6 protein-coding genes and 2 pseudogenes are annotated in these 12,789 nt (G+C 63.4%); 6 read left to right on the plus strand and 2 right to left on the minus strand.

Features of this window, described 5'->3' with window-relative positions; translation table 11 throughout:
* The first annotated feature begins 111 nt into the window (after positions 1-111).
* The 4 genes and pseudogenes from AC1RQK_RS10480 (at position 112) to AC1RQK_RS10495 (ending at position 2,885) form a co-directional block, all read left to right on the plus strand.
* The gene (locus AC1RQK_RS10480; protein ID WP_492808970.1) at positions 112-1,005 is read left to right on the plus strand and encodes a LysR family transcriptional regulator; all 894 of its coding nucleotides are present in this window, start codon (positions 112-114) and stop codon (positions 1,003-1,005) included.
* Between the two features lie 176 nt (positions 1,006-1,181).
* A complete protein-coding gene (locus tag AC1RQK_RS10485) occupies positions 1,182-1,538 on the plus strand; it encodes an ABC transporter permease (protein WP_492808972.1) in 357 nt (118 codons plus the stop codon).
* Positions 1,539-1,561: 23 nt separating this feature from the next.
* Positions 1,562-1,667, plus strand: a pseudogene (locus AC1RQK_RS10490) (IS6 family transposase); the annotation flags it as partial.
* Between the two features lie 246 nt (positions 1,668-1,913).
* A complete protein-coding gene (locus AC1RQK_RS10495) occupies positions 1,914-2,885 on the plus strand; it encodes an AraC family transcriptional regulator (protein WP_492809095.1) in 972 nt (323 codons plus the stop codon).
* Positions 2,886-2,894: 9 nt separating this feature from the next.
* Here the strand turns inward: AC1RQK_RS10495 and AC1RQK_RS10500 are convergent, their stop codons facing one another.
* The gene (locus AC1RQK_RS10500; protein ID WP_492808974.1) at positions 2,895-4,523 is read right to left on the minus strand and encodes a 3-(methylthio)propionyl-CoA ligase; all 1,629 of its coding nucleotides are present in this window, start codon (positions 4,521-4,523) and stop codon (positions 2,895-2,897) included.
* A 323-nt stretch (positions 4,524-4,846) separates the two neighbouring features.
* On the opposite strand from AC1RQK_RS10500, the gene AC1RQK_RS10505 reads away from it, so the two are divergent.
* Positions 4,847-6,631 (plus strand): acyl-CoA dehydrogenase, encoded by a 1,785-nt coding sequence (locus AC1RQK_RS10505; protein ID WP_492808976.1) that lies wholly within the window; start codon positions 4,847-4,849, stop codon positions 6,629-6,631.
* A gap of 122 nt (positions 6,632-6,753) precedes the next feature.
* A pseudogene (locus AC1RQK_RS10510) lies at positions 6,754-7,488 on the plus strand (IS6 family transposase).
* Positions 7,489-7,787: 299 nt separating this feature from the next.
* Here AC1RQK_RS10510 and AC1RQK_RS10515 read toward each other — a convergent pair.
* Positions 7,788-11,642, minus strand: a complete 3,855-nt coding sequence (locus tag AC1RQK_RS10515; RefSeq protein WP_492808978.1) for an autotransporter domain-containing protein — start codon at positions 11,640-11,642, stop codon at positions 7,788-7,790.
* Between the last annotated feature and the right edge of the window lie 1,147 nt (positions 11,643-12,789).

Consider the following 12,789-nt stretch of genomic DNA (forward strand, 5'->3'; position numbering starts at 1 on the left):
TCCATCAGACAAATACTGCGCGCCGCCGCTGGCATGGCTGCCAATGTCCACTGACAGCCTCTGACGCTGGCACGGCGCTCGCTTAAGCTGTGTTCCTAATGGACCGATTCCATGAAAAGTGCCGACCTGAACCTTGTCGCCCACTTTGATGCACTGATTTCGTGCCGCAACGTGTCTCGCGCGGCCGAGCAGATGCAGCTTTCCCAGCCCGCCATGAGCGCGGCGCTGAGCCGCCTTCGGCGGCTGTTCAACGATCCGCTGCTAGTGCGCGAAGGTGCCCAGTGGAAGGCCACCGCACGAGCGCTTGAGTTGCATCGGACCTTTGCGCCTATCCTGCAGCAATGGCAAGCCGCCACCGCGCCGCGTGAGGAATTCTCACCGGCCAGCAGCAAGCGGGTGATCTCAATTTATGCGACCGACTATGTACAGTTCTCCATGTTGCCCAAAGTCGTGGCCAAGGTGGCGCAGGAGGCGCCTCACATGCAGTTACGCGTGTTGCCCGCGCGCCTGCAGCACGGGCTCAGCATGCTTGAGACTAACCATGTCGAGATGATTGCGGGCTACTACCCCGAGCCAGCGCCGAACTTGCGCGCGCGTTTCCTGTTCGAGGAGCCCACCGTATGCTTGATGCGCGCCGGCCATCCTTCCCTGGAGCGCCCTTGGAACCTCAACGCCTTCCTGCGTTACAAGCACATCGACCTGGCCGCGCATACCCGCTATTTTAGCGAGCGGATCGACCGAGCGCTGGAAGGGTTAGGCCGGAGCCGGCAACTGGCGGTAACGTTGTCGAGCTATCTGGCCTGCCCGCATGTGGTCGCCGGGTCAGACATGATTGCGACGTTGCCTAGCAGCGTCGCCAACGCGCTGGTACGCAGTACTAATACAGTGATCAGGGAGGTTCCGATTTCCTTGCCGGCCCTTAGCGTGTCCCTGTATTGGCATGAGCGCTACCAGACCGATCAGGGGCATGCATGGTTGCGGCAGGTGATTGGGGATATTTTTTGATGGTAGCCGCTTCATCGGTCCCGACGGCATCGTCAATGCAGCTGTTTTATGAAGCGCAATCAATCGCCTACACCTGACCCCATCTTCCTATACCCATAGAAGATAAACGGGTGTCCTGGCGGTGGCAGAGAGCATCCCAGGCTTTTTAACGGGTTCTCGCAATTGCGCGGACCTGTTTGAACCGCAACGAGCAGCTGCCCGTGGTCGTGATGGTGCTGGGCGTGGGCGACCTCCCGGTGCTGTTCCTGCTGGCCTTCGCCGGAGTCTGGCCCATTCTGCTCAATACCGCCGCCGGGGTGCGCAACCTTGACCCCCGCTGGATCACGCTCGCCCACAGCCTGGCCGCCACGCGCTGGGAGATGCTGATGCGGGTGGTGCTACCGGGCGTAGTGGGCAGCGTGTTGACCGGGCTGCGGCTGGCTAGTGCAGAAACTCATTCGCGCTGCGCTAGATTGAGCCAGGATTTGAGCCCGCGCGACGGTGTTCGCAATCCATATCCGCTCTCAAGGGATGCAATTAATCACTTGCAGTGATAATCAAGCGAATTTGACCCGCTAAGCGCATGCGTCGACCGCTGCTGGGATTCAAGGACTTTCGCTGCGCGCATCCTGCTGGGCGGCATCGAGCTCATACACATGATTGCCAAGGGCCAGATGCAGTAGTGCCGCGAAGGGAGCAATCCGTCCGCTGCAGAGCAATTCTATTCACTGGCAGCATAAGCCACCTGTACCCCAGGGGCGCTGCTTGCCTCGCTCCCTTACTGCGACAGAGCCCTCATCGCCGGAAAGCCAAAAAAGTGACGAGCCAGTCCAGCTTATGACAAAATAAATGCCCCCTGGTCACACCGGAAATGACGTTGCGGTCCGGACGTCGACCTACCCTTGAGTCATATTTCTGGCACGGTTCCCATTTCGCTAGTCAACGGCTTCCTGTCGGGCGCCGATCCCGCCGCCATTGAGCGGCTGGCGGAGCGTTCCGGCATCCCCCACGGCTTGCTGCGCCGCCCTGGCTCCCGCGTGACCGAGGAGCAGTTCTCCACGCTCTACCGCCTGCTCGCGACCGAACTGGACGACGAAATGCCGGGCATTTTCAGCCGCCCCTTGCGCAACGGCACGCTGAAATACCTGTGCCTGAGCCTGCTCGACGCCCCGCGGCTGGAAGTCGCGCTGCACCGGTTCGGCCAGTTCTTCCACCTGATCCTGGATGATTTCCGCCTGGATTCGGGCCGCGACGGCGAAGGCGGCTGGGTTGCCATGGAGGCGGATCCGGCGGGCCCCAGCGTGACCGAACTCGGCCGCGAACTTATCATGAAGCTCGTGCACGGCATTGCCTCATGGCTGGTTGGGAAGCGGATCCCGCTGATCGCGGCGGAGTTCGATTTTGCGCGTCCCGCGCACGCAACGGACTACCTCTTTCTCTTTCCGGGGCCGGTTCAGTTCGGTAGCGCACAGACACGCATGCGTTTCGAGGCGGCCTACCTTGATATGCCCGTGCGGCAACGCAAGGCCGACCTGCAGAGATTCCTAGCGCGCGCCCCGGAAGACTGGATCTTCGTCTCCTTTGCCGACCAGATGGTTTGCCACCGGGTCAGGCAATTCCTTGCCGATTGCCTTCCCGCCATGCCGACGCTGGAAGTGGTTGCCCAGGACCTGCACTATTCCGTGCGCACGCTTTGCCGCCGGCTTGCGGACGAAGGCACGACGTTCCAAGCGATCAAGGACGACGTCCGGCGCGATATCGCGATCCAGCGGCTCACGCGTTCGCCCGATGCCATCGCGGCAATCGCTTATGACGTCGGCTTTGACAACCCGACCGCGTTCCACCGCGCCTTCCGGCATTGGACCGGCAGCACGCCCAAGGCGTACCGCGGCATGGCCTGAGCGGCCCGGCTAGGCGGCACCGCTGTAATGGGTGCCGAAACGCTGCCTGAGCACCAGCTTATGCAGCTTGCCGGTCGCGGTCAGCGGCAGTTCCGGCACGAACATCACATCGTCCGGGATCCACCACTTGGCTACCTTGCCTTCATAGAAGGCCAGTAGTTGTTGCGCATCGAGCGTGCTGCCGGCGCGCCTTACCGCGACCAGCAGGGGGCGTTCGTCCCACTTGGGATGGGCACAGGCGATACAGGCCGCCAGTTCGATCTCCGGATGCGCAACGGCGATGCCTTCCAGTTCGATCGAGGAAATCCATTCGCCGCCGGACTTGATCACATCCTTGCTGCGATCCGTGATCTGCATATAGCCGTCGGCGTCGATCGTAGCGACATCGCCGGTGGCGAACCAGCCATCATTCTCCAGGCAGGTTTCCTCCATGCCGAAGTAGCGCTCCACGACCCAATGGCCGCGCACCATCAGGTCGCCCGCCGAGCGTCCGTCCCACGGCAACTCGGCACCATCGGCGTCGACGACCTTCATCTCGACACCCGGCACGACCCTGCCTTGCTTGGCCTCGAGCTGCGCGCGCTCCTGCTCCGGCTTTTGCGCGAAGCCCTGCGAGGGCGAAAACACAGTGCCAACCGGAGACAGCTCGGTCATGCCCCAGGCGTGTACCGACTTGATGCCCAGTTCGCCTAGCGCCTTGGCCAGTTGCGGCGGGCATGCCGCGCCGCCCACGATGACACGCTCCAGGCTGTTGCAGCGCTCGCCCGTGCGGCGCATATGGTCGGCCAGGCCGAGCCAGACCGTGGGCACGCCGGCCGACACCGTCACGCCTTCCTGGTCGAACAGCACCGACAGGGACGCGCCGTCGAGCGCCGGACCCGGCAGCACCAGTTTCGCCCCGACCAGCGCCGCGGAGAACGGCAGCCCCCAAGCATTGACGTGGAACATCGGCACGACAGGCACCACGGAGTCCGACGCACGCAGGCAAAGCGCGTCCGGCAGCGCCGAGGCATAGGCCATCAGGCAAAGCGAACGGTGCGAGTACAAAACGCCCTTCGGGTTGCCGGTGGTGCCGGAGGTGTAGCAAAGCACTGCCGCCAGCTGCTCATCCAGGCGGGGCCAGTCGAAATGGCCGGGCTGCCTGCCGATCAGGGCCTCATAGCTTTCGAGCGGCAGCGCAGGTGCTTGCGGCAGGCTGGTGGCGTCGCACAGCATGACCCATGACTCGACATGAGGACATTGCGGCGCGATCTGCTCGACCAGGCCCAGGAAGGAGGCATCGAAGCAGACCATGCGGTCGCGGGCATGATTGATGATGTAGGCGATCTGTTCCGGGAACAGGCGGGGGTTGATGGTATGACAAACCGCGCCAATGCCGGTCACGCCATAGTACAGCTCCATATGGCGATAGCCGTTCCACGCCAGCGTGCCGACGCGGTCTCCGGCCACGATGGCGCGGCCCGTCAGCGCATTGGCCAGTTGCATGGCGCGGACATGGCAGTCCCCGTAGGTATAGCGGTGAATGTCGCCCTCGACGCGCCGGGATACGATTTCCACCGTGCCGGAGTGCCGCGCCGCCTGCCCCAGCAGCGCGGACAATTGCAAAGGCGTGTACATCATCTGACCGAACAGGTCCATAGTCTTGTCTCCTGACAGGCGGTTTGTCGTTATGCCGGTTGCATTCATCGGTCATGGCGACGCCGGCTGCGAGGCATTCTAGAGGTGCCCGCCACCTCCGGCACTGACAGGAATGGCCGAACTAGTGACAAATCCGGCCAATCGAACTGGGGTGCATGGCAGGCGACCCGCGCGACGCAAAGCGGCAGGTTTTGTCAATGAATGGGCAGGTTTGGTTATTCCCGCATGACGCGGCGGGCGCTACGATCCGGTACCCAGACCATGCAGTGCCGGCATCCGGCCAGATGCACCGCGCCCCGTCCCCAAAATGGAGTCCCCAAAAAATGACCTACCGTGCCCCGCTCAAGGACATGCTGTTCGTGATGAACGAACTGGCTGATCTTGACGCAGTCAGCAAGCTTCCCGGCTTCGAGGACGCCACGCCGGAGACGGCGCAGGCGGTGCTCGACGAGGCAGCCAAATTCAACGAACAAGTGGTGGCGCCGCTCAACCGTATCGGCGACACCGATCCGAGCAGCTGGAAGGACGGCGCGGTTACCACCACGCCCGGTTTCAAGGACGCGTTCCACCAGTTTGGCGAAGGTGGCTGGCAGGGCGTGCTGCATCCGCAGGAATTTGGCGGCCAGGGCTTGCCCAAGCTGATCGCCACCGCCTGCAACGAGATGCTGAACACGGCGAACCTGTCGTTCGCCCTGTGCCCGCTGCTGACGGACGGCGCCATCGAAGCCCTGCTGACCGCGGGCAGCGACGCGCAGAAGGCCACCTTCCTGCCCAAGCTGATCTCCGGCGAATGGACCGGCACCATGAACCTGACCGAGCCACAGGCCGGCTCGGACCTGGCGGCCGTGCGCACGCGCGCCGAGCCGCAGGGTGACGGTACCTACAAGGTGTTCGGCACCAAGATCTTCATCACCTACGGTGAGCACGACATGGCGCAGAACATCGTCCATCTCGTTCTTGCGCGCACGCCCACGGCACCCGAGGGCGTCAAGGGCATCTCGCTGTTCATCGTGCCCAAGTTCCTGGTGAATGAGGATGGTTCGCTGGGCGCGCGCAATGATGCGCACTGCGTGTCGATCGAGCACAAGCTGGGCATCAAGGCCAGCCCCACAGCCGTGCTGCAGTTCGGCGACCACGGTGGCGCCATCGGCACGCTAGTCGGCGAGGAAAACCGCGGCCTGGAATACATGTTCATCATGATGAACTCGGCGCGCTTCTCGGTCGGCATGCAAGGCATCGCCGTGTCGGAGCGGGCCTACCAGCAGGCTGTGAATTTTGCCCGCGAGCGCGTGCAAAGCCGTCCGGTCGATGGTTCCGCACGCGAGGCTGTGACCATCATTCATCACCCGGACGTCAAGCGCATGCTGATGACCATGCGCTCGCTGATCGAAGGCGCGCGCGCGGTAGCGTATGTGGCCGCGGCCGCGTGCGACACGGCGCACCAGCATGCCGACGACGCGGTGCGCAAGCAAAGCCAGGCGTACTACGAGTTCATGGTGCCCATCGTCAAGGGCTGGAGCACCGAGTTGTCGATCGATGTGACCAGCCTCGGTGTGCAGGTGCACGGCGGCATGGGCTTCATCGAGGAGACCGGCGCGGCCCAGCACTATCGCGATGCCCGCATCCTGCCGATCTACGAAGGCACGACCGCGATCCAGGCGAACGACCTCGTCGGCCGCAAGACGCTGCGCGACGGTGGCGCGGTGGCCCGTGCGATCTGCGCGCAGATCGCCGAGACCGAGGCGGCGCTGGGCAAGCATGGTAGCGCGGCATTCACCGCGGTACAGGCGCAACTGGCCAAGGGGCGCGCCGCGCTGGAGACCGTCGTGGCGTTCGTCGTGGCCAATGCCAAGTCGGACCCGAATGCCGTGTTTGCCGGCAGCGTGCCTTACCTGAAGCTCTGCGGCATCGTGTTTTCGGGCTGGCAGCTTGGCCGCGCGATGCTTGCGGCAGATGCGAAGCGTGGCGAGGATCCATCCTTCCACGACGCCAAGATCTCGACGGCGCATTTCTTCGCGGAGCACATCCTGTCACAGGCATCGGGTTTGCGCGATGCCATCGTGGCGGGCGCGGTGCCGCTCAATGCGTTGAGCGAAGCGCAGTTCTGAGAGCGCACGGTAGCGGGCATTTGCCGAAGCCGACAAGTTGTGCCAACGCCGATTGAAATGATGACGGTGTTGACTCCCTCTGGCACTGTCACGTTGATGAGGCGGTCGCGTAAGATGGCGCGATGATGAAGACGAAATCTCATTATCACGGCCACCGCTTTACTGCTGCCGTTATCAGCTGCGCGGTTCGCTGTTATTTCGGGTTCAGCCTGAGCCTGCGCGACATCGAAGCGTTGTTGCTCGATCGTGGTGTCGTGGTCACGTATGAAACGATCCGTTGCTGGTGCGACAAATTCGGGGCGGGATTCGCCCGGTGTACCAAAGCGGCACGGCGCAAGCCGGGCTGCGTATAGCATCTTGATGAGATGTTCGTGACGCTGCGCGGTGCGCCATATCTGTTATGGCGCGCGGTCGATGAGCATGATGCTGAACTCGATGTGCTGGTGCAAAAGCAACACGACAAGGCCGCGGCAAAGCGCTTCTTCCGGAGGGTGCTGCGTTCAAACCCGGTGCCGCGCAAGTTCGTGACCGACCAGCTGCGCAGCTATCTGGCGGCGAGGGCTGACATTGCTGAGCTCGCTCAGGTGAAGCACGGTTTCGTCAAAGCGGCTGCACGCGTGAACAACCGTGCAGAGAACAGCCACCAACCGACACGCGAACGCGAGCGTCGTGTGCGCGGCTTTCGTGACCCGAAACGCGCGCAGGAATTTCTCTCGTGCTTCGGGCTGATTCGGCAACACTTCGCGCTCAAGCGGCATCTGCTGCGCGCCTCGCTCTACCGCAAACAACTCGCGGCAAGATTCGTCGCCTGGTGCGAGTTCACCGAGGTCACCCGAAATCCGTCCTGCGTTTTCTGATGGCTGGGTGCCCGCTGTCTTTCCGCCGCAGTTGCAACAAGTTGACAGAACCAACTTTGCAGCTTCACGATGGCTTGCGGCACCGGATCGACGGACTTAACGGGTTTCGATGGGCGGGCCGAAGCCTTAGGAGGAGCGCGAGGCGCCTTGGCCGATGGCGCGGCCTTGGCTTGTTTCGCCAGTTGTTCGATGCCCATTGCCGTCAGCGACGGCGCGCGTGCTGAAGAATTCACGGACCTCGAAAACTGCCGCCAATGGCAACGCCAGCGGTGACTTAACTCCGAACTCTGCATCCCGCTTCAGAAACGGTAATCGAGCTTTGCGCTTGCAGCTTGTGCGGATGCATGGCCGGTATTGATTAGCGCGTCGAACGCGAAGGAAACCGTCAGGGCTTTGGACGGATGGAGGCTGACGCTTGCGCCGGTCGTGAGAAACGAGCGCGGCAGATCCGTGCCCGGGGATGCGAACACCGTGCCGTCCAGGGCGGACACCGTGACGGCACGGCCGCCCGCCAGCATCTCATGCGCGTACCCCAGCCTCAGCTTTACGTTGACCGGCTTTGCCGTGTCTCCAAACGCCTTGTCCAGCGTGATCGCTGCAAAGGGTTGCAGGCTGCGGGCGTTGTCCGTTCCCACGAATAGGTTCTGCCCGTTTGCTCCACCTTCGCTGAACGTGTTGCCGTGAAAATACGCATAGCGCAATCCCACATTCGGCGTCAACACGATGCCGCCCACCGTAAGGGGCAGGCTAGCCTGCGCCGCAGTAGTGAACTCCTGACCGATATGATCGCCTTCCGCGGTGCCGACCGAACCGAAGGGCCGCTTCTGAGACAGGAAGTCGAGCCCGTATCCGACCGTCGCAGCCAAGCCGACCGGACCGTACCACCCGTTGCCGTACAGCGCGAGTCTAAGCGTGTCCGTCATGCCCGAGTTGCCGGTGCGATCCTCGCCTATATTGGTGTGCATGTAGCCGGCAGCGGCACCGAGCGTGGATTCGCCCACCGGATGGTCGATGCCCGCCAGAAACCCGTATTGGTGCGCCTGGAAGCCCGGTTGGCTATTTGTGCCCCCGACTTTCGTGCGCGAACCCATTGCGGTAATCCAGCTACCAGACGAAGCCGGATCTTTCATGGGGCTAGTGCTCAGCCGTTCCAGTAGTGTCGCATTGACCGTTTGCGCGCGGATCAGTGCGGTCGTGCCGAGCGCGGTGTAGATACTGGTGCCAAGCGGCGCGATCACGACCGGCGCATCGGGCGCGGCTGCGGCATCGAGTATCAGGTTGACGTCATTCGTGCCATAGCTGACGGATTGCCTTAGCGTGCCAAGATTGGCTCCGACCGCTGCCGTGCTGCTGACGCCGGTAAAGCGGCCGCTCACGCCGTTGACTGCGGTGAGCAGGGTGTACTGCCGCGCAGTGTAGGTGCCCGGATCGTAGACAACCGCGAGCGCGCCGTTCAGGGCGGCGCTGCCGTTGACCCTGAGCTGTGAGCCCTCGGTCGGGCTCACCTCGATCGTCAGCGTGGCATTGCTGGCCTGTGTGTAATTGCCACCGACCGTCAACGTGCCGATCGACCCGCCTGGCATCACAATGCCACCATTGGTGACGTCGCCGGAGATGGTGCCATGGCCGCGCAAGGTGCCTTGGGATCCGACCGTCACGTTGCTGCCGAGCATGGCGCTGGCGTTGTTCAGATCTCCGACTTCCAGCAGGCCACCGATGACGGTTGTCGTGCCGGAAAAGCTATTGCTGACACCATTCAGCGTCAGGCTGCCCGCGCCTTGCTTCACGAACGCGCCGGTCCCGACGAGGCTGCCGCCAAACGTTTGGGCGCCGCTGGTGTTCACCGTCAGGGAATTGGCGCCGAGCGCCAACCGGCTGCCTGCGACCCCCGACAGGTTACCGATCAATTGGTTGCCGCCTGCGGAGAGATCAAGCAGCGCGCCGGAGCCCGCCAGATTCACGTTCGTCCCGGAGGCAAGGCTACCTGCAGCCGATAGAGCGAGCGCGCCCGCCTTGATCGTCGTGTCGCCCGTGTAGGTATTCGTGCCGCTGAGGGTCTGCGTGCCGCCGTTAAGCGTGAGGCCACCCGCGCCGGCGATACTGCCGCTGAACGTGCCAGCCGCGTTGGTCAGCGTCAGCGTGCGACCGCCGAGGCTGACGGTACCTGTCCCAGAGAGGCTGGCGATCGATGCGCCGCTGGTGGTGCCTGAAATATCGAACGTTCCATTGTTCATGACGCCGCCAGACGCCGCAATACTTCCGCTACCGGTGAGCGCAAGGGTGCCCGCGTTGATGGTCGTGCCACCGCTGTAGGTATTCGCGCCGCTGAGGGTCTGCGTGCCGCCGGTGAGCGTGAGGCCACCCGCACCGCCGATGCTCCCGCTGAACGCGCCAGCCGCGTTGGTCAGCGTCAGCGTGCGGCCGCCGAGGCCGACGGTACCTGTCCCGGAGAGGCTGGCGATCGATGCGCCGCTGGTGGTGCCCGAGATATCGAACGTTCCATTGTTCATGACGCCGCCAGACGCCGCAATACTACCGGTACCGGTGAGTGCAAGGGTGCCAGCCGCGATGGTCGTGCTGCCAGTATAGTTGTTGGCCCCCGAGAGTGACAGCGTGCCAGTGCCGGCTTGCGCCAAGGCGCCGGTTCCGTTGATGTTGCCGCCAAAGGCCACGCTATCGCTCCGGCCGAAAACCAGCGTCCCGTTGTTCATGACGTTACCCGCGATTGAGCCTGTGGTGCCGCCATTACCGATTTGCAGTGTGGCTGTACTGATCGTTGTGCCACCTGTGTAGGTGTTTGCGCCGGTGAGCGTGACAGTGCCCCCTCCGGTTGCGGTCAGGCTGCCGGTGCCAGAGACGACGCCGGAAACTAGAAGGTTGGCCGCGCTGGTGTCGAAACCCACGGCGGACGTGCTTGCACCCAGCACAATCGCATTGCCAAGCGTCAGCCCTGTGCTCTTTCCAGCGATGGTCGCTGTCGCACCGGCGCTCAACTGGATATTTCCAACGAGGTTCGAGCCCGTGAGCAGATTCAATGTATTGCCGGTGCCGTTGAACTGGATCGCCGCGGCGCGGGTCAGGCCGTCGCTGAACAGACCGCCACTGATCGTGCCGCTGTTGGTGATAGTGTCATTCCCATTAGCGATGACACCGGCCCCGGCCGCGGCTCCGCTTCCGGCGCCACCCGTGACATTGCCTTGATTGATTAAGGTACTTCCCCCTCCGGCGAGATTGACCCCGGCGCCGCCGGTGCCTGCGGTGGTGAGGCTGCCATTGCTGCTGACCCCGGCGCTGCCGCCGGCGCCCCCGGTAATGCTGCCCGTGTTGGTAATGGCCGTATTGCCGCCGAGCGTCAACAAGCCATCGCCGCCACCGCCACCGCCACCTCCGAAGCCGCCTGCACCTCCGTTGCCACCACTTCCCCCGCTGATATCGCCTGCGTTGGTGATGGTGGCATTCGCCGCCGTGGTAGTAATGCCGGTGCCGCCGCCACCGCCGCCGCCGGCATTGGAAACAAAGCCGCTGGTACCATTTCCGCCAGCGCCGCCGTTACCACCTTTGACGACTGGGCCCGAAATTACGTTCAAGCTTCCGCCGACAAAATATAAAGCCGTGCCGCCGCCCCCGCCGCCGCTCGCGAAGTTGAAGCCGTCCGGTCCCTGTGCCCCAGGGCCGCCAGAGATTCCTCCGATGACGGTGACCACGCTGCCCGGTGTAAACACGCCCGCGTCCACGCCCACGATGCCGCCTGTTCCACCAGCACTCTCGCCCGCCGCACCGCTTCCGCCTACGCCATTGGCGCCTGGGCTGCCCGCGATCTGGACCGTGTCAGCGCCGACAAGGGTACTGGCGCCACCGCCGTCACCGTTGCCGGCGCCGCCGTTGCCCCCGCGACCGGGCGCGCCGGTGCCCCCGGTCGCGCTGCAAGCCGCCGTTGCGCCGGGGATGCAATTAGCCGCCCATGCCGGGACCGCCGCGCCGGTAATGCCGAGCGTCAACGCGAGCGGATGCAGGGCTTTGAGCGCCCAGCACGCTGGCATTCGCCGTACGGCACGGCCGGATGGGGAGCCGCCGCAGGACGCGACGGCGAGTTCGGAGGCAACCTGGGAGACCCGCAAGGTGCGGTTCCAGACAAGGCGGTAGATGCGGTTCATTGATTAATCGATTGTAGAAACCGAAGGACCGACGATCCGCCTCTATTCACAAGCCATTGGCGCCAGCGATGGTCCGCTCGTATTCGCGGCACCGAAGCGTGTAGCTGCACGCTGAGTCGGTTTTAGGCCGGCTAATTGTAGCGGATGGAATATACACCGACGAGCGAAAGCATGCCGCCAGTCTAAGGTGGGGAGCCTCGAAAGACTATGGAAAAGGGAATCCCACTGCCACTTTGGGCGGACTTTAGGGCTCGCCAGAAAGACTCAGTTTCGTGATCCGGTCGTTCATCGTCGCTGTAGCGGTTTGAACTCCAGTGGATTCTCCGTTGGTTACGTCGGCACAATCTGAATTGTCGCAGCGCGGGCGCGTGGGCGCTCAAACTCAGTGGAAGCGGATGCTTCATGGCGTGCGGGCGGTAGAGGCAAAGAGCATGTCAATTCATCAAGGTTGCTCAAGGAGTTACGCCATGCACTACTTGGTGACGAGGTGCGAACAGGGCGAAGGCATAGACGGCGCTGCAGTTTTCTGTATTGGCGCCGACGGCCTTCTCCTGAACTGACGGGGCGAGCCGTCCGCTGTACCAAAAGAACTAACTTGCGCCGGCGGGCATCGGGGGAAGTGGGTTCTTTCACGAACGTGAATGTTCTGTGGGAGTACCGGCACCGGAGTCCAACTAAACCGCATCCTGCGTCATGTGGGTTTGCTCCATGGTTACGGGCTTCCCATCCGAACGAGTGCTCTTCCTTCCTCCCCAGTGGAGCGGGCTCCAGGGTTGGTGCGCCAGCGTGACGTCATACCGATTGGCGCGGATCTTTTGGGGCGATGTGGTTCGGGGAGGAGGGCAACTTCCGAGCTCGAGCGTCCAGGTGCATGTGAGGCGCGTAGGGCAAGACCGGGAGCAGGAAGCGCGGGCGCGACGAGGGGGCTGGGGTGATATCCGTGGCAGCTACAGGGAGCATTGGATCCCAGTCATCCAGCGCAGGAGTGCGATGCCGGATCGTGCTTCGTCGGCGCACGACACCCGCGCAGGTGCGCGCACCCCACGACGGATCAGTTGGGTTCCGGCGCAGCTGCGGGTTGAGATAACGCACGCGCCGCACGTTGGGTTTGTAGTCCCTGCGCCCGGCTCGCATCCGCCAGTGAAAC

This window comes from Cupriavidus sp. GW822-FHT02D05, from assembly GCF_058802485.1.

What these genes read in the sequence shown, in the direction of transcription:
- AC1RQK_RS10515 (WP_492808978.1), bottom strand. Translation starts at nt 11,642, where the DNA reads ATGAACCGCATCTACCGCCTTGTCTGGAACCGCACCTTGCGGGTCTCC.
- AC1RQK_RS10500 (WP_492808974.1), bottom strand. Translation starts at nt 4,523, where the DNA reads ATGGACCTGTTCGGTCAGATGATGTACACGCCTTTGCAATTGTCCGCG.
- AC1RQK_RS10480 (WP_492808970.1), top strand. Translation starts at nt 112, where the DNA reads ATGAAAAGTGCCGACCTGAACCTTGTCGCCCACTTTGATGCACTGATT.
- AC1RQK_RS10505 (WP_492808976.1), top strand. Translation starts at nt 4,847, where the DNA reads ATGACCTACCGTGCCCCGCTCAAGGACATGCTGTTCGTGATGAACGAA.